21 protein-coding genes are annotated in these 24112 nt (G+C 71.1%); 17 read left to right on the plus strand and 4 right to left on the minus strand.

Features of this window, described 5'->3' with window-relative positions; genetic code table 11:
- Positions 1-24 precede the first annotated feature (24 nt).
- Entirely contained in the window at positions 25-1257 is a 1233-nt protein-coding gene (locus QSJ33_RS12725; protein ID WP_285726741.1) for a type IV pilus twitching motility protein PilT, read from the minus strand.
- A gap of 159 nt (positions 1258-1416) precedes the next feature.
- On the opposite strand from QSJ33_RS12725, the gene typA reads away from it, so the two are divergent.
- From typA to hypF, 14 genes are all read left to right on the plus strand, one after another.
- Positions 1417-3243 carry a translational GTPase TypA gene (gene typA, locus QSJ33_RS12730; protein WP_285726744.1) on the plus strand — a complete coding sequence of 609 codons (1827 nt, stop codon included), beginning with the start codon at positions 1417-1419 and terminating at the stop codon, positions 3241-3243.
- Positions 3244-3425: 182 nt separating this feature from the next.
- Positions 3426-4994 (plus strand): sigma-54-dependent Fis family transcriptional regulator, encoded by a 1569-nt coding sequence (locus tag QSJ33_RS12735; protein ID WP_285726746.1) that lies wholly within the window; start codon positions 3426-3428, stop codon positions 4992-4994.
- 158 nt (positions 4995-5152) lie between these two features.
- A complete protein-coding gene (locus QSJ33_RS12740; protein ID WP_285726748.1) occupies positions 5153-6769 on the plus strand; it encodes an ammonium transporter in 1617 nt (538 codons plus the stop codon).
- Positions 6766-7128, plus strand: a complete 363-nt coding sequence (locus QSJ33_RS12745; protein WP_285726750.1) for a P-II family nitrogen regulator — start codon at positions 6766-6768, stop codon at positions 7126-7128. Before QSJ33_RS12740 ends, QSJ33_RS12745 begins: the two co-directional genes overlap by 4 nt.
- 51 nt (positions 7129-7179) lie before the next feature.
- Positions 7180-7890, plus strand: coding sequence for a YdcF family protein (locus QSJ33_RS12750; RefSeq protein ID WP_285726752.1), 711 nt, complete (start codon positions 7180-7182; stop codon positions 7888-7890).
- 163 nt (positions 7891-8053) lie between these two features.
- Positions 8054-8905, plus strand: coding sequence for a 16S rRNA (cytidine(1402)-2'-O)-methyltransferase (rsmI, locus tag QSJ33_RS12755; RefSeq protein ID WP_285726754.1), 852 nt, complete (start codon positions 8054-8056; stop codon positions 8903-8905).
- A gap of 279 nt (positions 8906-9184) precedes the next feature.
- Entirely contained in the window at positions 9185-11047 is a 1863-nt protein-coding gene (locus QSJ33_RS12760; RefSeq protein WP_285726756.1) for an NAD(P)H-dependent oxidoreductase subunit E, read from the plus strand.
- An 11-nt stretch (positions 11048-11058) separates the two neighbouring features.
- Positions 11059-11793 carry a 2Fe-2S iron-sulfur cluster-binding protein gene (locus tag QSJ33_RS12765; RefSeq protein ID WP_285726759.1) on the plus strand — a complete coding sequence of 245 codons (735 nt, stop codon included), beginning with the start codon at positions 11059-11061 and terminating at the stop codon, positions 11791-11793.
- Positions 11786-12328, plus strand: a complete 543-nt coding sequence (locus tag QSJ33_RS12770; protein ID WP_285726761.1) for an NADH-quinone oxidoreductase subunit B family protein — start codon at positions 11786-11788, stop codon at positions 12326-12328. The genes QSJ33_RS12765 and QSJ33_RS12770 overlap by 8 nt, the downstream gene beginning before the upstream one ends.
- Before the next feature lie 61 nt (positions 12329-12389).
- On the plus strand, positions 12390-13883 hold the full coding sequence (locus QSJ33_RS12775) for a Ni/Fe hydrogenase subunit alpha (protein WP_285726763.1): 1494 nt from the start codon (positions 12390-12392) through the stop codon (positions 13881-13883).
- Positions 13883-14374 (plus strand): hydrogenase maturation protease, encoded by a 492-nt coding sequence (locus QSJ33_RS12780; protein WP_285726765.1) that lies wholly within the window; start codon positions 13883-13885, stop codon positions 14372-14374. The genes QSJ33_RS12775 and QSJ33_RS12780 overlap by 1 nt, the downstream gene beginning before the upstream one ends.
- Complete coding sequence (gene hypA / locus QSJ33_RS12785; protein ID WP_285726766.1) at positions 14367-14708, plus strand: hydrogenase maturation nickel metallochaperone HypA; 342 nt, start codon at positions 14367-14369, stop codon at positions 14706-14708. Before QSJ33_RS12780 ends, hypA begins: the two co-directional genes overlap by 8 nt.
- A 12-nt stretch (positions 14709-14720) precedes the next feature.
- The gene (hypB, locus tag QSJ33_RS12790) at positions 14721-15482 is read left to right on the plus strand and encodes a hydrogenase nickel incorporation protein HypB (RefSeq protein WP_285726767.1); all 762 of its coding nucleotides are present in this window, start codon (positions 14721-14723) and stop codon (positions 15480-15482) included.
- On the plus strand, positions 15482-17740 hold the full coding sequence (gene hypF, locus QSJ33_RS12795) for a carbamoyltransferase HypF (RefSeq protein ID WP_285726768.1): 2259 nt from the start codon (positions 15482-15484) through the stop codon (positions 17738-17740). Before hypB ends, hypF begins: the two co-directional genes overlap by 1 nt.
- Here hypF and QSJ33_RS12800 read toward each other — a convergent pair.
- Positions 17730-19301 (minus strand): methyl-accepting chemotaxis protein, encoded by a 1572-nt coding sequence (locus QSJ33_RS12800; protein WP_285726770.1) that lies wholly within the window; start codon positions 19299-19301, stop codon positions 17730-17732. The genes hypF and QSJ33_RS12800 overlap by 11 nt on opposite strands.
- 96 nt (positions 19302-19397) lie before the next feature.
- Between QSJ33_RS12800 and QSJ33_RS12805 the strand changes: the two genes are divergently transcribed.
- Positions 19398-20558: an MFS transporter gene (locus QSJ33_RS12805; RefSeq protein WP_285726772.1), complete on the plus strand. Its 1161-nt coding sequence runs from the start codon at positions 19398-19400 to the stop codon at positions 20556-20558.
- A 13-nt stretch (positions 20559-20571) separates the two neighbouring features.
- On the opposite strand, the gene QSJ33_RS12810 is transcribed toward QSJ33_RS12805, so the two are convergent.
- Positions 20572-21654 (minus strand): 3-oxoacyl-ACP synthase III family protein, encoded by a 1083-nt coding sequence (locus tag QSJ33_RS12810; protein WP_285726774.1) that lies wholly within the window; start codon positions 21652-21654, stop codon positions 20572-20574.
- A 116-nt stretch (positions 21655-21770) separates the two neighbouring features.
- Positions 21771-22643 carry a DMT family transporter gene (locus QSJ33_RS12815; protein WP_285726776.1) on the minus strand — a complete coding sequence of 291 codons (873 nt, stop codon included), beginning with the start codon at positions 22641-22643 and terminating at the stop codon, positions 21771-21773.
- Positions 22644-22733: 90 nt separating this feature from the next.
- On the opposite strand from QSJ33_RS12815, the gene QSJ33_RS12820 reads away from it, so the two are divergent.
- On the plus strand, positions 22734-22973 hold the full coding sequence (locus QSJ33_RS12820) for a HypC/HybG/HupF family hydrogenase formation chaperone (protein ID WP_285726778.1): 240 nt from the start codon (positions 22734-22736) through the stop codon (positions 22971-22973).
- A complete protein-coding gene (hypD, locus tag QSJ33_RS12825) occupies positions 22970-24073 on the plus strand; it encodes a hydrogenase formation protein HypD (protein WP_285726780.1) in 1104 nt (367 codons plus the stop codon). The genes QSJ33_RS12820 and hypD overlap by 4 nt, the downstream gene beginning before the upstream one ends.
- Positions 24074-24112 lie beyond the last annotated feature (39 nt).

The raw sequence follows: 24112 nt of genomic DNA on the forward strand, positions 1-24112 counted from the left end.
AGAGCCAGAATAGGGGAACGGCGCCTAGCGTGCCAGGGTGATTTTCACGTCCCCGGGCGGGGGCATGGGCATGGGGGCGCCCGGGGACACCACCACCGGCGGAGGCGCGGGAACCCCCTCGCGGCCTCCCCCCTGGGAGATGGACATGCCGCGCTCCATGTTGGACCGGGCCATGTCCGAGGTGGAGGCGATGCCCTCCAGCTTGAGCTTGAACTCGCCGACGTTGGTGGCCCGGAGGAGGGCCTCCTCCTCGGTGATGAGGCCCTGGCGCAGCAGGAAGTAGAGGCTCTGGTCGAAGGTCTGCATGCCGTACTGGCTGGTGCCCGCGGCGATGACATCCTTCAGGAGCTTGGTCTTGTCCTTGTCCTCGATGCAGCCGCGGACGGTTTCGGTGGCCACCATGACCTCCACGGCGGGCACGCGGCCCTGGCCGTCCGCCCGGGGCACGAGGCGCTGGGAGATGACGCCCTTGAGCACGGCGCCCAGCTGGAGGCGGATCTGCTTCTGGTGGTGGGGCGGGAACACGGAGATGACGCGGTTGATGGTCTCCGTGGCGTCCAGGGTGTGCAGGGTGCTGAAGACCAAGTGGCCCGTCTCCGCGGCGTGCAGGGCCGTCTCGATGGTCTCCAGGTCGCGCATCTCGCCCACGAGGATGACGTCGGGATCCTGGCGGAGGGCGGCCCGCAGGGCCGTGGCGAAGGTCCGGCAGTCGGCCTCGACCTCGCGCTGGTTCACGATGCTCAGGTTGTCCCGGTGGAGGTACTCGATGGGATCCTCGATGGTGAGGATGTGTTCCGTGCGGGTGGCGTTGATCAGGTCGATCATGGCCGCCAGGGTGGTGGACTTGCCCGAGCCCGTGGTGCCCGTCACCAGCACCAGGCCGCGCTGCTCCTGGCAGATGTTCTTGAGGACCTTGGGCAGCATCAGGTCGTCGATGGTGTAGATCTTCCGCGGGATCACGCGGAGCACCAGGCCCACGGTCCCGCGCTGGTTGAAGACGTTGCAGCGGAACCGGCCCAGGCTCGGCACGGAATAGGCGAGGTCGAGATCCAGGTTCTCCTTGAACTTCGCCTTCTGCTTGTCGCTGGCCATGATGGCGTAGGCCATGGCGATGGTGTCCTCCTGCACCAGCCGCTTGAACTGGGTCAGGGGGGTGAGCTTGCCCCGGATGCGGGCGATGGGGTGGTTGCCGACCTTCAGGTGGAGGTCGCTGGCGCCCTGCTCGCAGACCACGGTGAGCAGTTCGTTGATGTGCATGGGCTTCTCCCGGGGAGGGTCCGACCATCTTACCCCCGAACGGGGCGGCGTCGCGTCCCGTAGGGGCCTGGAGGGGCGAATTGCGCTCGGAATGCGGGCCGGATTCGTGTAAAATCGAGGGTTCTGCCCGGCCTGTGCCGGGGCTGCTCCGGGAGCCTGATGACCCCCCTCGAAAAGATCCGCAACATCGCCATCATCGCCCATGTCGATCACGGCAAGACCACCCTGGTGGACGCCCTCTTCAAGGGCGCCCACATGTTCCGCGACAACCAGCGCGTCCAGGAACGCGCCATGGACAGCAACGACCAGGAGCGCGAGCGCGGCATCACCATCCTGGCCAAGACCACGTCCCTCCACTGGGCGGGCTACCGCTTCAACATCGTGGACACCCCCGGCCACGCCGATTTCGGCGGAGAGGTGGAGCGGGTGCTGAGCATGGTGGATTCCGTGCTGCTCGTGGTGGACGCCTTCGACGGGCCCATGCCCCAGACCAAGTTCGTCACGCGCAAGGCCCTGGCCCTGGGCCTTCGGCCCATCGTCGTCATCAACAAGGTGGACCGCCCCGGCGCCCGCCCCCTCTGGGCCCAGGACCAGGTCTTCGACCTGCTCATCGAGCTGGGGGCCACCGAGGAGCAGCTGGACTTCCCCTGCGTCTTCGCCAGCGCGAAGCAGGGCTACGCCATGCTGGACATGAACGACGCCAGCGAGAACCTGGATCCCCTCTTCGACACCATCGTCAAGCACTGCCCCCACCCCACGGGCAGCTCCGACGCGCCCCTCCAGATGCTCGTCACCCTCATGGACTGGAGCGACTTCGTGGGCCAGATCGGCATCGGCCGCATCGTGAACGGCCGGCTCCGGGTGGGCGATGCGGTCAGCCTCGTGAAGCGGGACGGCAGCCTCCAGCAGCACAAGGTCACCCAGCTCTACGGCTTCGAGGGCCTCACCCGCATCCAGCTCCAGGAGGCCACCGCCGGCGAGATCGTGGCCATCGCGGGCATCGCGGACATCCGGGTGGGCGAGACCATCGCCGACGCCACCTCGCCCGTGGCCCTGCCCTACGTGGACATCGACGAGCCCACCATCTCCATGATGTTCATGGTGAACGCCGGCCCCTTCGCCGGCCAGGACGGCAAGCACGTCCAGAGCCGCCGCATCCGCGAGCGGCTCCAGAAGGAGCTGCAGCACAACGTGGCCCTGCGCGTGGAGGATACGGACAGCCCCGATTCCTTCAAGGTGAGCGGCCGCGGCGAGCTGCACCTCTCCGTCCTCATCGAGACCATGCGCCGCGAAGGCTTCGAGCTCTGCGTGAGCCGCCCCGAGGTGATCCTGCACACGGATCCGGTCACGGGCGACAAGCTGGAGCCCTACGAGGATGTGACGATCGACATCCCGGAGGCCTTCATGGGCGTGGTGATGGAGCACATGGGCAACCGCAAGGCCGAGATGCAGGACATGGGCAACGAGGGCGGACGCCTGCGCCTGCACTTCAAGATCCCCAGCCGCGGCCTCATCGGCTTCCGCAGCGAGTTCATGACCGACACCCGCGGCGAGGGCATCCTCCACAGCCTCTTCAGCCACTACGGCCCCTACAAGGGCGAGCTGCCGGGCCGCAAGAACGGCGTGCTCATCAGCATGGAGACCTGCGAATCCGTGGGCTTCGCCCTCATGAACCTGGAGGAGCGCGGCGTCATCTTCATCCACCCCGGCACCAAGTGCTACGAGGGCATGATCGTGGGCGAGCACGCCCGCGAGAACGACCTGGTGGTGAACGTGGCCAAGGGCAAGAAGCTCTCCAACATGCGTGCCAGCGGCAGCGACGAGGCCACCCGCCTCACCCCGCCCCGGGAGCACACCCTGGAGCAGGCCCTGGAGTACATCGAGGCTGACGAGCTGGTGGAGGTCACCCCGAACTTCATCCGCATGCGCAAGCGGGTGCTCGACACCAACGAGCGCAAGAAGTCGGAAAAGCGGTCGGAAGGCTGAGCCGAGCCCCCCGGAGGCGCCGGCTCCCCCGTCCGGAGCCGGCGCCTCCGCATCCGCAGGATGCGGAGAGGAAGTCAGAAAAGTGGGCCGAGGGCTGAGCCGAGCCCCCAGCTTCCAGGGTACAGATTTGAAATCCTGAAGGGACGGGCCTACAATTTTGTAGCAGCCCTTCTGGAGGTCCCATGGCGGCCAAGAAGGATCCGGCCAAGCTCGCCCCCCTGGTGGCGCTGAGCCGGGCCCTGGCGACCTCGGACCTCCGGGCCGCGCTGCCCCTGGCGCTGGAGATCCTGGCCGAGGCCTTCGGGGCCCTCAGCGGGGCCATCCTGCTGGCGGACGAGGCCGGCGGCGGGGCGCGGATCGAGGCGGCCTGGGGGCTGAGCTCCCGGGCCCTGGAGCGGGCCCGGTACCAGCCGGGGGAGGGCATCACCGGGCGCGTCCTCAAGGGGGGCAAGGCGGTGGTGGTGCCGAAGGTGAGCCAGGAGCCCCTCTACCTCGACCGCACCGGCCTCCTCCGCGAACAGCTCCGGCGGAAGGGTGAGCTGAGCTTCTTCTGCGTCCCCCTCTTCGTGGACGGCCGCGTGGCAGGGGCCCTCTCCCTGGCCGCGCCCTACCTCGCGGACCGGGACTATGACGGGGAGACCCGGATCCTCCAGATCGCCGCGGCCATGGTGGGCATGGCCCTGAAGGTGGCCCGTCTGGTGGCCGCGGACCGGCAGCGCCTGGCGGAGGAGAACCGGCAGCTTCGGGAGGAGCTGCGGGAGCGCTACGAGCTGCGGAACCTCATCGGGAACAGCCACGCCATGCAGCGGGTCTACGAGCAGGTGGCCCAGGCGGCCCCGGCCAACACCACGGTGCTGATCCGCGGGGAATCGGGCACGGGCAAGGAGCTCATCGCCCACGCCATCCACTACAGCTCCCCCCGGGCCGGCAGGCCCTTCGTCAAGGTGAGCTGCGGCGCCCTGCCGGAGGGGCTCATCGAGTCGGAGCTGTTCGGCTATGAGCCCGGAGCCTTCACGGATGCGCGGAAGCAGAAGCTGGGGCGCTTCGAGCTGGCGGACGGCGGCACGCTCTTCCTGGACGAGATCGGGGAGCTGAGCCCGGCCACCCAGGTGAAGCTGCTGCGGGTGCTGCAGGAGCGGGAGTTCGAGCGCCTGGGCGGCGTCCACCCCGTGAAGGTCGACGTGCGCCTCCTCGCCGCCACCCACCGGGACCTGGAGGCCGCTACCCTGGCGGGCACCTTCCGGGAGGACCTCTACTACCGCCTGAACGTGTTCGAGGTGTTCGTGCCGCCCCTGCGGGAGCGCAGCACGGACATCCTGCTGCTCGCGGACCACTTCGTGGAGAAGTTCGCCATCCGGCACCGCAAGGAGGTCCGCCGCCTCTCCACCTCCGCCATCGACATGCTCATGGCCTACCACTGGCCGGGAAACGTGCGCGAGCTGGAGAACTGCATCGAGCGGGCGATCCTGGTGTGCGAGGGCGGGGTGATCCACGGCCACCACCTGCCTCCCAGCCTGCAGACGGCGGAGGTGTCGGGCACCCTCCCGGCCCAGGACCTCGAGGCCGCCGTCACCGCCTTCGAGCGGGACCTCATCCAGGACGCCCTCAAGTCCGCCCGGGGCAACCGCGCCCGGGCCGCGCGCCTGCTGCAGACCACGGAGCGGATCCTCAACTACAAGGTCCGCAAGTACGGCCTGGAGCCGGATCGGTTCCGGACGGCCCCGGAGCCCAGGAATCCGACAAAAAAGTAATACTAAATCGAAGATCTAACGGAAATGTAGGATGATCTTGATCGATCCCATTCTGGCCTTTTTGATGTAGGGATTGATAATAGAACGTTTATCAAGTCCTGGGTCCCCGACTCACGCCCCGGCATGAAGCCTGCTCCTCCCCGGAAGGAGGAGTGGGGATGAGACGCCGAAACCTGGTCCGGATCCTGTTGCTGTCCATCGCCTTCGCGGCCCTGTCCACCGCGGTCATCGCGGCGGATCCCACCGGCGGGTCCACCGGGGGGATCCAGAACGTCCCCGCGCAGAACCCGGGGGCGCCCACGCTGCAGGAGCTCGGCGCGGCCGTGGGGCAGACCCGGGTCGCCCTCAACTTCGTCTGGACCCTCCTGACGGCCTTCCTCGTGATGTTCATGCAGGCCGGCTTCGCCCTCGCGGAGACCGGCTTCACCCGCGCGAAGAACGCCGCCCACACCATGATGATGAACCTGATGGTCTACGGGGTGGGCCTCCTCGGCTTCTGGGCGGTGGGCTTCGCCCTGCAGATGGGCGGCTCGGGCGCGGCCATGGGCGCGTCGCTGTCAGCTCCCGAGGGCATGTCCCGCCTCCTGGGGCCGACCCTCGCGGGGAACGTCTGGGGGCTGGTCGGCGGGAAGGGGTTCTTCCTTTCGGGCGGGGCCTACGACGTCTCGGCCTTCTGCCTCTTCCTCTTCCAGATGGTGTTCATGGACACGGCCCTGACGATCCCCACCGGGGCCATGGCCGAGCGCTGGAAGCTCTCGGCCTTCCTCGTCTACGGGTTGGTGGCCTCCATGGTGATCTACCCTGTCTTCGCCTGCTGGGCCTGGGGCGGCGGCTGGCTGTCGGCCCTGGGGCGGACCCTCGGCCTCGGCCACGGCTACGTGGATTTCGCCGGCTCGGGGGTGGTGCACCTCACGGGCGGCGTGATGGCCACCACGGGCGTGCTCGTGCTGGGCCCGCGCATCGGGAAGTACGTGAGGGGCGTGGCCCAGGCGATCCCCGGCCACAACCTGCCCATGGCCGTGCTGGGCTGCCTGATCCTCGCCTTCGGCTGGTTCGGCTTCAATGCCGGATCCACGCTGGCCGGGACCGATCTCCGCATCGCCGTGGTGGCCACCAACACCATGCTGGCCTCCGGCGCCGGGGCGGTGACGGCGTACCTCTTCACCTGGTGGAAGTTCGCCCGGCCGGACCTCTCCATGACCGTGAACGGAATGCTGGCGGGCCTGGTGGCCATCACGGCGCCCTGCGCCTACGTGAACGCCCCGGCGGCGGTGTTCATCGGCGGCGTGGCCGGCGTCCTGGTGGTCGCGGCGGCCCTCTTCATCGAGAACACCCTGAAGATCGACGACCCGGTGGGGGCCATCGCGGTCCATGGCGTGAACGGCGCCTGGGGCCTCCTGGCCCTGGGCCTGCTGGCCGACGGCACCTATGGCCAGGGCCTGAACGGCGGGGCCGCCGGGGTGCGCGGCCTGCTCTACGGCGACGGACGCCAGCTGCTGGCCCAGCTCGTGGGCATCGGCGCCAACCTCCTGTGGGTCGGCACCACCAGCTTCGCGCTCTTCAAGCTCATCGACCGGATCCTGGGCATGCGGGTCACACCCGAGCAGGAGATGGCCGGGCTCGACTTCCATGAAGTCTCCGCGCCGGCCTATCCCGGCGACGGGGCCACGGTGAACACCCCCGTCCTGGTGATCCCCAGGGCCCCGAAGGCGGCCCCGCCCCCGACCCAGGCCGTTCCTGCGCCCACGGCCCTGCCGCTGGGAGGTGAGGCATGAAGCTCATCACGGCCATCATCCGTCCGGAGAAGCTCGAGGAGGTGAAGGCGGCCCTCTTCGAGGCCGAGGTCACCGGGCTCACCCTCCAGCGGGTCGCCGGGCACGGCGGCGAGAAGATCGCGCTGGAGACCTACCGGGGGGCCCCGATCGTCTACGAGTTCCACGAGAAGATCCAGCTGGACATCGCCGTCTCCGAGCCCTTCGTGGAGATCACGGTCCAGGCCATCCTGGGCGCGGCGCGCACCGGCGAGGTGGGGGACGGGAAGATCTTCGTCCGCCCCCTCGAGCGGGTGATCCGCATCCGCACCGGGGAACTGGACGTGGAGGCCCTCACCCCGGAGCCCATGCGCCACCCCTGAGCCTGTTCCTCCCTCCCGCCCACGGCGATACTGGTGGGTGCAGGAGGTGGCATGGTGGCACGCGCATCGGCCGGGGCGTACACCGCGCCCCCCCGTTCGACGTTCTGGCAGAAACTCGGGCCTGGGGGGCTCGCCACCTTTCTCCTGGCCGCTGGAGGAAGTGTGCTGCTGCTGGGGCTGCCCGTGGGCTGGCGCCTGAGGCGGGTGCTGCGGGAGGCGGAGGGCGAGCCCCTGGCCCCGGCCGACCTGATCCTCGTGCTGGGTCGGCGCCTCCAGGACGATCGTCCGACCCCTGTCTTCGAGGCCCGGCTCGCCCATGCCGTCGAGCTCTGGCGACGGGGATTGGCGCCACGGATCCTGGTGGCCGGCGGGGTCACGGGGCAGGCCGCCCTCAGCGAAGCCGAGGCCGGCCGGGCCTGGCTCCTGGCCCAGGGCATCCCCGCGGAGGCCGTGCGGGTCGAGGATCAGAGCCAGCACACCCTCGAGAACCTCTTCCATGTGCGGGACACCCTCCGCGCCGAGGGCTGGCGGGACCTGATCCTGGTGTCGGATGGCCTGCACCTGGCCCGGGCCGGCGCCCTGGCGAGGGGCCTGGGGCTGCGGGTCCGCCGCAGCCCGGCATCGGATGGCCCGCCCTCCCGGGGCTCCCTGGCCTGGTACCGGCGGGCGGCCCAGGAGGCCTTCCTCCTGCACTGGTACCACACGGGCCTGGCCTACAGCCGCCTCATCCGGTCCCGGCGCCAGCTGGAGCGGGTGACGTGAGGGCTGCCAGACTGGAGGGGTCATGACCGGCCACCTCATCCTCGTCCCCACGCCCATCGGAAACCGGGGGCCCCTCTCCGCGAAGCCAAGCGAAGGCGCAGGCTGAGTGGGAGGACGCGACCGAATGTCGCGTCCGATCGAGGGCTGCCAGACTGGAGGGGTCATGACCGGCCACCTCATCCTCGTCCCCACGCCCATCGGAAACCTCGGCGACCTCACGGGCCGGGCCAAGGAGGCCCTCGCGGAGGCCGACCTGGTGGCCTGCGAGGATACGCGGCGCACGGGCGGGCTCCTCAAGCACCTGGGGATCGACAAGCCCCTGCTCCGCTTCGACGACCACGCCAGCGCGGAGGCCTTCGGGCGACTGGAACTGGAGCTGGCCTCCGGGCGGACCGTGGCCTACTGCAGCGATGCCGGCATGCCCGGCATCAACGATCCCGGGTTCGAGATCGCCCGCGCCGCCCGCGCCCAGGGGGCCCGGGTCACGGTGCTGCCAGGGGCCTCCGCGGTGCTGCTGGCGGTGGTGGCCTCGGGACTGCCCAGCCACGCCTTCAGTTTCTGGGGCTACCTGCCCAATCGGGGGGAACCCCGGCGGACCATGCTGAAGCGGCTCGGCGCGGAGGAGGAGACGGTGGTCGTCTTCGAGACCCCCCACCGCATCCACGAGACCCTGGCCGACCTGGAGGCGCTGCTGCCGGACCGGGAGATCGCCCTCGGGCGCGAGCTGACCAAGCTCCACGAGACCTGGTACCGGGGCACGCCCGCCCAGGTGAAGGCCGAACTCGGCCGGGAGGACCGGGGCGAGATGGTGCTGGTGCTGGCGGGGGCGGGCGCCAAGCGGCTGGTGACGGAGGCCTCGGCGGAATTCGATGGGCTCTCGCTGCCGGACTGGGCCCGCGCCTTCCTGGCCGCGGCCCGGGAGGGGGGCATGACCCTGCGCGAGGCGGTGAAGCCCCTGGCCAAGCACCTCGGCGTGAACGCCTCGGAGCTGTACCGGCTCGCGTCCCAGGACTGATTTTCCGGTCTGTCAAATCCGGGCGGGTCGGCCCCTGGGACGGTGGGATCGGTGGCGATCCCCACGGGGCCTGGCCGCGGGTCCCCCGGGTTGCTATCCGGACCGGGAATCATCCCCGGCCCAAAACTAGACAAACATCACATTCGAGGCGCCCGTTGTTGTGGTCGGGGGCTCCCGGGCGTAGATTGCCGATGCCTCGGTAATCTTTGAAGACCCGTCCAGTTCCGCGGCGCGTTCTCCGAGGTGCGGCCCCGTCCCATCCCCAGGGAGATGCCCTCCATGCCCCACGCCACCGTCGCCCCCGTCCAGGACGCGATCCTGCCGATCCTCCAGCGGTACGATCGGGATCCGCAGAACCTGCTCCAGATCCTCGTGGAGGTCCAGCATGCCCTCCACTGCGTGCCGCCCGAGGCGGTGGACCTCGTGGCCGACCACCTCGGCGCCACGCGGGCCCATGTGCGGGGCGTGGTGGGCTTCTACGCCTTCCTGAGCGACCAGTACCTGGGCGACTTCGTCATCCACCTCTCCGACAACATCACGGACCGCATGCTGGGGAACCGCGAGCTCGCGGAGTACCTCTGCAGCCGCCTGGGGGTGAAGCTGGGGAAGGTGAGGGCCGACGGCCGCGTGAGCGTGAACTTCACCTCCTGCACCGGCATGTGCGACCAGGGGCCCGCGGCCCTGGTGAACGGCCTGCCCGTCACCCGGCTCTCCCGCGAGCGCATCGACCGCATGGTGGAGCTCATCACGGCCCGGACGCCGGTCTCGGCCTGGCCCACCGAGTTCTTCGAGGTGGAGGACAACTTCCGCCGTTCGGACGTGCTCTTCCGCCGGCCCTTCGAGCCCGGCTCGGCCATCCAGGCGGCCATGCTCCGGGGCGGCGACGAGACCCTGAAGGACATCCAGCTGGAAGAGGCGCTGGATCCGGCCTCCGGGAAGCTCTGGAAACGGGGCGCGGACGAGACCCTGAAGGAACTCTACCGCTCGGACCTCCGTGGGCGGGGCGGGGCGGGCTTCAAGGCGGCCATCAAGTGGGAGACCTGCCGAGACACGGCCGGAGGGGAGCGCTACGTGGTGTGCAACGCCGACGAGGGCGAGCCGGGGACCTTCAAGGACCGGGTGCTGCTCACCAGCTACGCCGACATGGTCTTCGAGGGCATGACCGTCTGCGGCTACGTGGTGGGTTCCGGCCAGGGCATCCTCTACATCCGGCAGGAATACTGGTACCTCAAGCCCCACCTGGAGGCGGTCCTGGCCCGGCGGCGGGAGGCGGGCCTGCTGGGAAGCAACATCCTGGGCACGGGCTACGCCTTCGACATCGACCTCCATTGGGGTGCCGGGGCCTACATCTGCGGCATGGAATCCGCGATGATCGAGTCCATCGAGGGCAGGCGCGGCAAGCCGCGGAAGCGCTGGCCGCTGCCCGTGGTGGCCGGTGTCCGGAAGTGCCCCACGGTGGTGAACAACGTGGAGACCTTCGCCGCGGCGGGCATGATCGCCCTCAAGGGCGGGGCCTGGTTCGCCGCCCACGGCACCATGCACTCCACGGGCACCAAGCTCTTCTGCGTGTCCGGGGACTGCGAGCGGCCGGGCATCTACGAATACCCGTTCGGCGTGAGCGTGCGGGAGATCCTGCGCGACTGCGGCGGGAGCAGCGCCCAGGCCGTCCAGGTGAGCGGTCCCTCGGGCACCACCATCACCCGCTCCGAGTTCGACCGCGTCCTGGCCTTCGAGGACCTGGCCACCGTGGGCACGATGATGGTGCTCGGCCCGAAGCGGGACATGTTCGAACTGGTGGAGAACTTCTCGCACTTCTTCCAGCACGAGAGCTGCGGCCTCTGCACGCCCTGCCGGGTGGGCACCAGCCTCCTGGTGAACCTGGTGGACAAGGTCGCCTGCGGGAAGGGCAGTCCCATGGACCTGGAGGAGATCCAGAAGCTCAGCCACATCATGAAGACCACGGCCCACTGCGGCCTCGGCCAGACGGCGCCGAACCATCTGCTGGACAGCCTGCTGAAGTTCCGGACCGTCTGGGACGCCCGGATGATGACCACCGAGTTCGAGCCCGCCTTCGACCTGGACGAGGCCCTCGAGGAGGCCCGCCAGCTCTCCGGGCGGGACGACGCCGAGGCCCACCTGTGAGGGGATCCGCCATGGACCATACCAAGACCTTCTTTCTCGACGGCCAGGAGATCCCTTTCAAGGAAGGCCAGACGGTCTTCGACGCGGCCATGGCCGCCGGGGTCTACATCCCGCACCTGTGCCACAACCCGGACTACGAGCCCCACAGCAGCTGCCGGCTCTGCACCGTGATCGTCAACGGACGGCCCTTCGCCGCCTGCACCCAGCCGGCCGTCGCCGGGCAGATGATCCAGAACGACACCCCCGAGCTGCGGGAGATGCGGCGGACCCTCACGCAGATGCTCTTCGTGGAGGGGAACCACTACTGCCCCACCTGCGAGAAGAGCGGCCACTGCAAGCTCCAGGCCACGGCCTACGACCTGGGCCTCCAGGACAACCATTTCCCCCAGTTCTTCCCGAAGCGGGAGGTGGACGCCTCCCACCCCGATTTCGTGCTGGACCGCGACCGCTGCATCCTCTGCGGCCACTGCGTCCGGGTGAGCCGGGACGTGGACCGGAAGTGCGTCTTCGCCATGACCCACCGGGGGATCAAGACCGAGATCGTGGTGGACTCCCCCACGGGCCTGCTGAAGGACAGCCGGCTGACCATGGAGGACGAGGCCGCGAACGTCTGCCCCGTGGGAGCCCTGATGCCCAAGCGGAAGGGCTTCCAGGTCCCCATCGGGGAGCGCCCCTACGACAAGGCCCCCATCCGGGTGGATTCGGTGAAGAACTTCAGGATCCGTGAGGAGCGGCGCCATGGCTAGCAAACTGAAGGTCGCCACCTGCTCCCTGGCCGGCTGCTTCGGCTGCCACATGAGCCTCCTGGACATCGACGAGCGCCTGCTGGACCTGCTCGAGGTGGTGGAGTTCGACCGCAGCCCCATCAACGACCTCAAGCGCATCGAGGGCATGGTGGACCTGGGCCTCATCGAGGGCGGCCTCTGCAACGCGGAGAACGTCCACGTGCTCAGGCACTTCCGGGAGCACTGCCGCATCCTCGTGTCCGTGGGGGAGTGCGCCGTGACCGGCGGCGTCCCCTCCATGCGGAACCACTACACCCTTCGGGAGTGCCTGGACGAGGCCTACATCCGGGGCGTCGGGGTGGAGAATGCGCAGATCCCGTCCGATCCGGAGCTGCCCCTGCTGCTGGACAAGCTCCGGCCCCTGCACGAGGTGGTGAGGATCGACTACTACCTGCCGGGCTGCCCGCCCTCGGCGGAGGCCTTCTGGCACTTCCTCACCGAACTCATCGCCGGCCGGGATCCCAGCCTGCCCCTCCAGCTCCTCCGCTACGACTGAGGCCCGACCTGCTCGCGACGTCCCCCGCGCCCTGCCCGCCGTCCCAACACCCGAGGACCCCATGAGCCCAACCCTAGAAACCGCCGCCCAGCCCGCGGACCTGAAGCGGGTGGTCATCGAGCCCGTCACGCGCGTGGAGGGCCACGGCAAGGTCACCATCCTCCTCGACGAGGAGAACCGGATCCACCAGGTGCGCCTGCACATCGTGGAGTTCCGGGGCTTCGAGAAGTTCATCCAGGGACGCCCCTACTGGGAAGTCCCGGTCATGGTCCAGCGGCTCTGCGGCATCTGTCCCGTGAGCCACCACCTCGCCGCCGGCAAGGCCGTGGACATGCTCGTGGGGGCCCGGAAGCTCACCCCCGCGGCCGAGAAGCTCCGCCGCCTGCTGCACGTGGGCCAGATGCTCCAGTCCCACGCCCTGCACTTCTTCCACCTCGCCAGCCCGGACCTGCTCTTCGGATTCGACTCGGACGTGGCCAAGCGGAACGTCATCGGCGTCATCGAGGCCCACCCGGACCTGGCGGTGCAGGGCGTGAAGCTCAGGAAGTACGGCCAGGAGGTGATCCGGCACATCGCCGGCAAGCGTGTCCACGGGGTGGCCGCCATTCCGGGAGGCATGAACAAGGCGCTGAAGGTGGAGGAGCGGGACCTCCTGCTCCGCGACATCGGGCCGGTGGTCGAGTGGAGCCGCGCAGCGGTGGCCCTCAGCCGGAAGGTCTTCGAGGCCAGCGCGGAGCAGCACCGCGAATTCGGCGTGTTCCCGTCCAATTTCATGAGCCTGACCGGCCCCGCGGGCGAACTGGAGTTCTACGACGGCGGCCTCCGGGCCAGGGATGCCCAGGGGTCGGCCATCTTCGACCACGTGGACTACGCGCACTACAACCGCTTCATCCGCGAGGAGGTGAAGCCCTGGTCCTACATGAAGTTCCCCTTCATCATCAGCCAGGGCGCCGAGGGGGGCTGGTACCGCGTGGGGCCCCTGGCCCGCGTGAACAACTGCGACAGCATCACCACGCCCCTGGCCGAGGCCGAGCGCCGGACCTTCCGGGAGGCGGCCGGCGGCGGGATGCAGCACGCGTCCCTGGCCTACCACTGGGCCCGCATGATCGAGATGCTCCACGCCGCCGAGGAGATCGAGCGGCTCCTGAACGACCCCGAGATCCTGGGGACGGACCTGGTCACCAAGGGGGAGCGCGCCCTGGAGGGCATCGGCGTCATCGAGGCGCCCCGGGGCACCCTGTTCCACCACTACCGGATCAACGAATCCGACGTCATCGAGAAGGCCAACCTCATCGTCAGCACCACGAACAACAACCAGGCCATGAACGAGGCGGTGCGCCAGGTCGCCGCCCGCTACCTGGACGGGAAGACCCTCACCGAGGGGCTCCTCAACCACATCGAGGTGGCCATCCGCGCCTACGATCCCTGCCTCTCCTGCGCCACCCACGCCCTGGGCCGCATGCCCCTGCAAGTGGAGCTGCTGGACGCGGAAGGGCGGCTGCTGGACCGGCTGGTGAAGGACGCGGACGGGGGACTGTCCTGCGGGGAGGCCTGATGGGCGCGGTCGTCCTGGGGTACGGGAATCCCAGCCGGGGGGATGACGCCCTGGGCCCGCGCCTGCTGGAGCGGGCCGACGCCTGGCTGGCGGAGCGCCCCGGGCTCGACGTGGCCACCGTGGCCGATTTCCAGCTGCAGATCGAGCACGCCCTGGACCTGAAGGACCGGGAACTGGTCCTGTTCCTGGACGCGGACGCCGGCTGCACGGGGGCCTTCGCCTTCGCGCCGGTGGGACCCGCCCGGGATTCGAGCTACAGCACCCACGAGCTGAGCCCGGGGGCGGTGCTCCAGGTCTACCGCGCCGTGGAGGGCCAAGCCCCCCCGCCGGCCTACGTCCTGAGCGTCCGGGGCGAGCGCTTCGACCTGGGGGAACCGCTCAGCCCCGCCGCGGAAGTCCACCTGGAGGCCGCCTGGGCCTTCCTGGAGGACCTCCTGGAGGACCCGCGCCCGGCGGCCTGGACAGCCAAGCTACCCTGCCTTCATGCATGAGCTCTCCCTGCTGGAAGGCATGGTCCAGGGACTCGAGGAGGAGGCCCGCCGGCAGGGCTTCGTCCGCATCCACCAGGTGCGCCTGGAGGTGGGCCGCCTCTCGGGGGCCGAGCCGGAGGCCCTGCGCTTCGCCTTCGGGCCCGCCACGGAGGGCACCCTGGCCGAGGGGGCGGAACTGGTGCTCCTGGAGGCGCCCGGCACGGGCCTCTGCCGGGCCTGTGGCGCGGAGGTGGAGATCGGGGCCCGGTTCGATCCCTGTCCCGCCTGCGGCGAGGGCTTCGTGGATGTGACGGGCGGCACGGAACTGCGCATCAAGGACATCGACGTTGAGTAGGGGAGGGCGCCCATGTGCACGACCTGCGGCTGCGGCCAGGCGGACCTGAGGCTGGACGGGAAGGCCCATGCCCACAGCCATGGGCACGGACTCGGAAGTGACCGTGGCGGCCGGCGCCGGGTGAGCCTGGAGGAGAGCCTCCTCGCCAAGAACGACGCCCTGGCGGCGGGGAACCGCCGGCGCTTCGCCGAGCGGGGGATCCTGGCCCTGAACCTGGTGAGCAGCCCGGGGTCGGGCAAGACGACCCTCCTGGAGCAGACCATCCTGCGGCTGCAGGGGCGGATCCCCGTGAGCGTGATCGAAGGGGACCAGCAGACCAGCCAGGACGCGGACCGCATCCGGGCCACGGGGGCCCCGGCCCTGCAGATCAACACGGGCAAGGGCTGCCACCTGGACGCGCACATGGTGGGCCACGCCCTGGACCACCTCGATCCCACGGAAGGCTCGGTGCTGATGATCGAGAATGTGGGGAACCTGGTCTGCCCCGCGGCCTTCGACCTGGGCGAGGCCGCCAAGGTGGTGATCCTCTCCGTCACCGAGGGCGAGGACAAGCCCCTCAAGTACCCGGACATGTTCGCCGCCGCGGGGCTCATGCTGCTCACCAAGGTGGATCTGCTGCCCCACCTGCGCTTCGACGTGGCGCAGTGCCTCGCCCACGCCCGCCGGATCCGGCCCGACCTCCAGATCCTGCGGGTCTCCGCCCAGACCGGCGAGGGCCTGGAGGCCTGGATCGGCTGGATCGAGGCCCGCCGGGCCGTCGCCCAGAAGGCCTGATGGCGCGGCTCCGCGTCGCCGTCGAGGGCATCGTCCAGGGCGTGGGCTTCCGGCCCGCGGTCTTCCGCCTGGCCGAGGCGCACGGGCTCACGGGCTGGGTCCGGAACCGGCCGGAGGGCGTGGAGCTGGAGGTCCAGGGCCCGGAGCCCGCGACGTCGGCCTTCCTGCGGGCCCTGCGGGAGGAGGTGCCGCCGCCGGCCCGGGTGGACCGGATCGTTACCCAGGCGCTCGCCGAGCGGGCGGAGGAGTCCGCCTTCGAGATCCGCGACAGCGGGGCGGGGGAGGAGGTGCGCCCGGTGGTGCCGCCGGACCTGGCCACCTGCCCCGAGTGCGCGCGGGAGGTGGGCACCCCCGGCGAGCGGCGCCACCGGTATCCCTTCACCAACTGCACCTACTGCGGACCCCGCTACACGATCATCGAGGGACTGCCCTACGACCGGCCCCGCACTTCGATGAAGGGCTTTCCCCTCTGTCCCGCCTGTGAGCAGGAGTACCGGGATCCCCGGAACCGCCGCTTCCACGCCCAGCCCGTGGCCTGTCCCGTGTGCGGGCCGCGGCTGAGCCTGGTGGCCCCCGGCGGCGCCCCGCGGGCCGAGGGCGAGGCCGCGCTGCAGGCCGCGGCGGAGATCCTCCGGCGGGGAGGGGTCCTCGCCCTCAAGGGGCTGGGCGGGTACCAGCTGCTGGTGGACGCGACCTCGGACGCGGCGGTGGCGCGCCTGCGCCACCGCAAGCATCGGGAGGAGAAGCCCTTTGCCGTGATGTTCCAGGACCTGGCGTCCCTGCAGTCGGCCTGCGAGGCCGGGGCGGCGGAGACGGGCCTGCTCACGGGGGCCGAGGCGCCCATCCTGCTCCTGCGGCGCCGCCCGGGGGCTCCCGTCGCCGCGGCCGTGGCCCCGGGAAACCCCCGCCTGGGGGCCTTCCTGCCGTACACGCCGCTGCACCGCCTCCTGCTGGAGGCGGTCGGGGGGCCCGTGGTCTGCACCTCCGGCAACCTCAGCGACGAGCCCATGGCCTTCGGCGACGACGAGGCCCGGAGCCGGCTGGGCGCGCTGGCGGATGCCTTCCTGGTCCACGACCGGCCCATCGTCCGCCCCGTGGACGATTCGGTGCTGCGCCTCGATGCGGACGGCCCCACCTTCCTGCGGCGGGCCCGGGGCTACGCGCCCCTGGCCGTGCCCCTCGGGGACGGGGGGCCGCCCGTGCTGGCCCTGGGCGGGCACCAGAAGAACACGGTGGCCCTGCTCGCCGGCGGGCAGGTCGTGCTGAGCCAGCACCTGGGGGACCTCGCCAGCGCCGAGGGCGCCGACCTGCTGGCCCGCACGGTGACGGATCTCCTCGCCTTCTTCCGGATCCGGCCCGAGCGCCTGGCCTGCGACCTCCACCCGGACTACGCCAGCACCCGCCTCGCCGAGCGGCTGGCGGCGGAGTGGGGGCTGCCGCTGCTCCGGGTCCAGCACCACCATGCCCACGGTGCGGCCTGCGCGGCCGAGCACGGGCTGCGGGGGCCCGTGCTGGCCCTGGCCTGGGACGGCACGGGCTACGGGGCCGATGGCACGATCTGGGGCGGCGAGGCCCTGGTGGTGGCGGGCGCCACCTTCCGCCGGGTGGGCCACCTGAGGCCCTTCCCCCTGCCGGGCGGCGATGCGGCCGTGCGGGATCCGAAGCGGAGCGCCCTGGGCCTGGTGGGGGCCGTCCTCGGGCCCGGGCGCATCCCGGCGTCCCTCCTCGCGGCTTTCGAGGAGGCGGAGCTGGGTGTCCTCCAGGCCATGCTGGCCCGGGATCTGAACTGTCCCCGGACCTCCAGCCTCGGCCGCCTCTTCGATGCCGTGGCCGCCCTGACGGGGATCCGGGAGCGGCGCGGCTTCGAGGGCCAGGCGGCCATGGAGCTGGAGTTCGCGGCGGAGCGGGCGGCACCCGAACACGCCTATGGCTGGGCCTTCTCCGGCCAGGAGGTGCGGGTGGCGGATCCCGCGCCCCTGGTGGCGGAGCTGCTGCGGGACCGGGCCGCCGGGGCGGCCCCCGAGGCGCTGGCCCGGCGCTTCCACGCCGCCCTGGCGGACCTGGCCCTCGCCTGGGCGCGCCACGCGGGCCTTCGGGACGTGGCGCTGGCGGGCGGCTGTTTCCAGAACGCCCTGCTCACGACGCTGGTGACGGCACGGCTCTCGGAGGCGGGCTTCCGCGTCCACCGGCACCGCCGCTTCCCGCCCAACGACGGCTCCCTCGCGCTGGGCCAGGCGGCGGTGGCGGCTACAGCTTGAAGCCCTCCACGGCGGCCCGGAGCCCTTCGGCCACCTGGGCCAGGTCGGCGGCGGTGCGGGTGATCTCCTGGACCGTGGCGGAGAGCTCATGGGTGGCCGAGGCGTTCTGGGCCAGCTGGGAATTGTTCTCCGCCACGAGCACGTTCACTTCGGCGCTGGTGTCCGACTGTGCCTTGGCCGCGGCGCCGATGCCCTGGAACTGGCCCGCCACATCGGAGATGCGCTGCCGGATGTCGTCCAGGCTGCCCAGGGTGGTGTCCACCCCCTGCACGCCGGCCTCCACCGCCTCCTGGGTGCGCTGGATGAGCAGCTCGATCTCGCCCGCGGCGCTGCGGGAGCGGTCCGCCAGCTTGCGGACCTCCTCGGCCACCACGGCGAAGCCCTTGCCCATGGCCCCGGCCTTGGCGGCCTCGATGGCGGCGTTCAGGCTGAGCAGGTTGGTCTGCCGGGCGATCTCCTGGATGACGGTCACGGCCTTGACGATCTCGGCGGTGGCGCCGCGGATGTCCGAGATGCCCCGGGCCGCCGTCTCGCCGGCCTCGGCGCTGCGCGCGGTGGCGGCCACGGCACCCTGGGTCTCCCGCGCCGAGTCGCTCACGTGGTCGGCCACGTCCGAGGCCCTGGCCTTCAGCTGCGCCATGGCGTCGTTCACCTGCTCGCCGGAGACGCGGAGCCGCTCGCTCACCTCGGCGATCTGGGCCACGGCGCGGGACATCTCGTCGGAGGAGGCGGCCAGCTCGGTGGATCCCGCGGCCACCCGCTCGCTGAAGGCGGCGAACTCCTTGATGGTGCCGTGGAGCTGGGCGTTGTAGGCATTGAAGGCCTGGGCCACCTCGCCGACCTCGTCCTGGGTGAGGACGGGCAGGCGGAGCGTGAGGTCGGAGGTGCGGAGCCCCTGGGCCATGGCGAGGATGGGCGCCGAGACCCCGCGGGCCATGGCCAGGCTGGCCAGGACCACGAGGATGGCGAGGATGGCCAGGGGGATGGCCGAGGAGAGGGCCAGGGTGCGGAGTTCGGTCTGGACATCGTCCACGTAGACCCCGGTGGCCAGGTCCCAGCCCCAGGGGGCGAAGCGGCGGATGAAGCTGATCTTGGGGCGGACCTTCCCGCCGGGGAGGACCTGGTCGTAGTCCACGAAGCCGCCCTGGGGGTTGCCCGCGGCCTCGTCCATGGCGGCGAAGTGCCGCTTGCCGTTGGCGTCCCTGGTCTGGCCGAGGTCCTTCCCGTTCAGCTCGGGCTTGATGGGATGGGCCACCATGCGGGGCCCCGGGGCCTGGATCCAGAGGTAGTTGTCGCCGTCGTAGCGCATGGCCAGGATGTCGCCCATGGCCTGCTGCTGGGCCTGGTCGCGGCTCAGTTCGCCCTTCTGGACCCGGGCCTCGAGCGCCTGGACCAGGTTGTAGGCCGCTTCGACCACCTGCTGGGCCCCGTCCTTCCTCGCCTCCAGGTAGCGGCGCCCGAAGGCGGGCAGGAGGTAGGCGTAGACCACGAGCAGGAAGATGCCCAGGGGGGCCAGGCCCAGCACCAGGGTCTTGCGGTAGATGGAGAGCCGCTTGAACATGTCGCCTCCGGGAGGACGGTGTGCCGGGGATTGTCTTCGGCAACCCCGGGCCGATCCGTGATTCCGGACCTCCGGAGAGGGGTCCAGAATCGGGACATGGCCCAGGATCCCTCCACCCGCCTCCAGGGACTCGTCTTCGCCCTCGTGAGCGCGGTCTTCACCACCATCTACATCCCCCAGCCGGTGCTGCCGGTGCTCGGGCGGGAATTCGGAGTGGGCGTGTCCGGCGCCTCCCTGGCGGTGTCCGGGGTGGTGCTGGGCATCGCCCTGGCCAACCTGCCCTTCGGGGCCCTGGCGGACCGCCTCCCCATCCGGCCCATCCTGCTCACGGGGGGGCTGGTGGTCACGGCCTGCGGCGTCGGGGCCGCCCTGGCGCCCACGCTGCCGCTGCTCGTGGCGGCCCGGTTCGTCCAGGGGCTCTTCGTCCCGGCCCTCACGACCTGCCTCGCAGCCTACCTGGCCCGCACCATGCCGGCCGCGCGGCTGAACGTGGTGATGGGCTCGTACGTGTCGGCCACCGTGGTGGGCGGGCTGGGGGGGCGGCTGCTGGGGGGCTTCGTCTTCCCGCCCCAGCACTGGCGCTGGGCCTTCCTGGTGGCCTCGGCCCTCCTGCTGGCCGCCACCCTGGCCGCCCACGCCGGGCTGCCGGCGGAGGGAGCGCCCCCGGGCGCCGGGAGGGCTGAGGTCCGCTTCCGCGACGTGCTCCTCCGGCACGACCTCTTCCGTCTCTACTGCGTGAGCGCCGGGGCCTTCTTCGTCTTCTCCTCCGTGTTCAACTTCCTCCCCTTCTACCTGCACGCGGCGCCCTTCGGCTGGTCCACGCGGGCGGTGACGCTGCTCTACCTGTCCTACCTCGTGGGCGTGGTGGCCGGGCCCCTGGCGGGGAAGCTCAGCAACCGCGTGGGCAACGGGGCCGCCATGGTGGCGGGGTCGCTGGTGTTCGCCCTGGGCATCGCGCTCACCCTGGTGCCGGAGGCCTGGGCCATCGCCCTGGCCCTGGCGCTGGTCTGCGCCGGCTTCTTCACCATCCACGCCTCAGCCACCGGGGCCCTGAACCGCAAGCTCACCGCCGGGCGGGGGCGGGCCAACGCCGTCTACGTGCTCTTCTACTACCTGGGCGGGGCGGCGGGCATCACCTCGGCCGGGTACGCCTACCATCGCTCGGGCTGGCAGGGTGTGGCCGCCCTCGGCGGGGCCGTGCTCCTGGTGCCGCTCACCACCGGGGCCGTGGAGATGCGGGCGGCCCGGGCGGCGTGATCCCGGCGAGGGCTCACGGAACCCGGTAGACCACGGCGTTGATGTTCATGCCCGCGCCCACGGAGGCGAACACCACGTGGTTCCCGGGCCGGAGGGATTGCCCGTCCAGCTTTCCCTTCAGGAGCAGGTCGAGGAGCGTGGGCACGGTGGCCACCGAGCTGTTGCCCAGCCAGGACACGGTCATGGGCATGATCCCCGCCGGCACCTCCGCCACGCCGTAGCGCTTGAAGAGCCGCTTGAGGATGGCCTCATCCATCTTGCCGTTGGCCTGGTGGATCAGCACCTTGTCCACCTGGGCGAGGGTGAGCCCCGCCCGTTCCAGGCTCTGCTGGACCACGCCGGGCACCGTGGCGAGGGCGTACTCGTAGAGCGTGCGCCCCTTCATCTTGAGGGTGAGCGGGTCGTCCTCGGCCTCGCGGTCGAAGGACCGGTCCATCCGCAGCAGCCCCGCGTGCTCCAGGGTGTCGGAGCGGACGGCGTGCGAGAGGATCCCCACCCGCTCCGGGTGGGACTGGGCCTCCAGGACCACGGCCCCCGCGCCGTCCGCGTAGATCATGCTGTCCCGGTCGCAGGGATCGCACACCCGGGAGAGGGTCTCCGCGCCGATCACCAGGGCCCGCTTCGCATCCCCGGAGCGCAGGTAGTAGTCCGACTGGATCACGGCCTGGAGCCAGCCCGGACAGCCGAAGGGCAGGTCGTAGGCGATGCAGGCGGGATTGGCGATGCGGAGCCTCGCCTTGACCCGCGCGGCCAGGGTCGGGACGAAATCCGACCGCCGGTGGTCCGCCTTCACGTCCCCGAAATTGTGGGCGACGATGACGTAGTCCAGCGTCTCCGGGTCGATGCCGGACGAGGCCAAGGCCTGGGTTCCGGCCTCGAAGGCCAGGTCCGAGGCCACCTGGTCCTCCGCGGCGTAGCGCCGCTCGGAGATGCCCGTGATCTCCTCGAACTTCGCGACGATCCGCGCCGTCTCGCCGGCCGGGTAGGGCAGTCCGGCCTCCTGGAAGAAGGTGTGCTCCAGGAAGGCCTCGTTCGGGACCCGGCGGCTGGGGATGCAGCTTCCCGTTCCGACGATGACGGTCTGTGGCTGAGTCATCCCTTCCTCCCCAGGCCTGCAAGGCCGTCGGTCCCTTAGGAATATTCGATTCCAGCACGGTTCCCCAGGGATTTCTGCGACCTCGGCCGGATGGGAGCGATCCGGGTGACGGACCGTCAGGTCCCCGCCGGGGCGGTCCGGACGGGGCGCCGGCCGAGGCCGTACCAGGCGATGACGCCCAGGGTGATGGCGCCCCCCAGCAGGGCCCAGGGGGAGGGCCGCTCGCCGAGGCCCAGGAACACCCAGATGGGATTGAAGACGGCCTCGAGGGTGCCCGTCACCACGGCGGCCGTGGCCGAGAGGTGGCGCATGCCGGCGTTGAAGAGGAGGTACGCCACGCCGATCTGGAAGACGCCCAGGTAGAGCAGGATGGCCGACTGGGGCAGGGTGGGGCGGAAACCGGGCAGGGCCAGGGGCGCGCAGAGGACCGCCACCAGCAGGTTCCCGGCCACGATGGCGCCGATGGGGTCCTGCCCGGGATTCCGCTGCCCCCGCAGCTTCAGCGTGAGGGTGAAGAGGGCCAGGCAGAGGCCCGCGGCCATGCCGAGCAGGTTCCCCGCCAGCCGGCCCGCCTGCAGCCGCCCCACGAAGAAGAGGGCCATGGCCCCCAGGGTGAGGCCCACGGCGGCGAGATCCCTGCCCTGGAGGCGCCGCCCGAAGACCCAGGGTTCCAGGAACACCAGGTAGATGGGGGCCGAGAACTGCAGGAAGATCGCGTTGGCGGCGGTGGTGAGCTTGGTGGCGGCCACGAAGCAGACCAGCACGCCCGCGTAGGCCGCGGCGCAGGCCCAGCCCAGGGCGTCCAGGCGCAGGGCGCCCGCCCGGCCGCGCCCGAGCACCACGGCGGCGATGGTGAGGGCGGCCACCAGGCTCCGGGCCCCGGCGATCTGCAGGGCCCCCAGGGGCAGCACCTTGATGAAGAGGCCGCTGGAGCTCCACAGCAGCGCCGCCGCAGCCACCAGGGCCGCGCCGCGCCGGGCATCCTCCATCCGCTCCATCCGGCCATTGGACCACGGAGCCGGTGATCTTGTGACCCCGGTGCGGCCGCGCCGGACCTACCCTTCCGGCGGGAGGTCCCCATGTGTCTCGGCGTGCCCGGCCGGATCCTCGACCTGCAGGAGGGCCCCCTGCGCCTGGGGCGCGTGGCCTTCGGCCCCACGGTGAAGGAGGTGAGCCTGGCCTGCGTGCCCGAGGCCGTCCCCGGGGAGTGGGTGGTGGTCCATGCCGGGCTGGCCCTGGAGCGGCTGGACGAAGCCGAGGCCCGGCGGGTCTTCGAGAGCCTGGCGGAGCTGGAAGCCGGCTGGGGCGAGCGGCCATGAGGTTCGTGGACGAGTACCGGGACGGCGCCGCCGCCCGCACCCTGGCGGAGGCCATCCGGCGCAGGGTGACGCGGCCCTGGACCCTCATGGAGGTCTGCGGGGGCCAGACCCACAGCATCGTGCGCTACGGCCTGGACGAGCTGCTGCCGCCGGAGGTGAGCCTCCTCCATGGGCCCGGCTGTCCCGTCTGCGTCACCCCCGTGGCGATCATCGACCAGGCCTTGGCCATCGCGGCGCGGCCCGGGGTCACCTTCTGCTCCTTCGGGGACATGCTGCGGGTGCCGGGCAGCGCGGAGGACCTCTTCGCCGTGAAGAGCCGCGGCGCCGACGTGCGCGTGGTGTACTCCCCCCTGGACGCCCTGGCCCTGGCCCGGGAGCTGCCGGACCGCGAGGTGGTGTTCTTCGCCGTGGGCTTCGAGACCACCGCCCCCGCCAACGCCCTGGCCGTGGCCCAGGCGAAGCGGGAGGGCCTGGCGAACTTCTCCATCCTCGTGTCCCACGTGCGCGTGCCGCCGGCCCTGGAGGCCATCCTCGCCTCGCCGCAGCGGCGGGTGGACGGCTTCCTGGCCGCAGGCCACGTCTGCGCCGTCATGGGCACGGAGGAGTACCTGCCCCTGGCCGCGAAGCACCGCGTGCCCATCGTGGTGACCGCCTTCGAGCCCGTGGACCTGCTCCAGGGCATCCTCATGGCCGTGAGCCAGCTCGAGGAGGGCCGCGCGGAGGTGGAGAACCAGTACGCCCGCCTGGTGCAGGCCGGCGGCAACCGCCCCGCCCAGGCCCTCATCGGGGAGGTCTTCCAGGGCGTGGACCGCACCTGGCGCGGCATCGGCCCGATCCCCGACAGCGGGCTCGGCCTGCGCCCGGCCTACGTGGCCTTCGACGCCGCCCGGCGCTTCGGTGTCGAAGGCGTCGGCGGGCCCGAGTCGCCCGAATGCCAGAGCGGCCTCGTGCTCCAGGGCCTGCTGAAGCCCATGGACTGCCCGGCCTTCGGGAAGGCCTGCACGCCGGACCACCCCCTGGGCGCCACCATGGTGTCTTCCGAGGGCGCCTGCGCGGCCTACTTCCGCTACCGCCGCTTCGCGCCCGTGGAGGCCCCGTGAGCCCGGATCCCTTCGCCCTGACCTGCCCCCGGCCCCTGG

The organism is Geothrix rubra, assembly GCF_030268065.1.
Classification (GTDB): domain Bacteria; phylum Acidobacteriota; class Holophagae; order Holophagales; family Holophagaceae; genus Geothrix; species Geothrix rubra.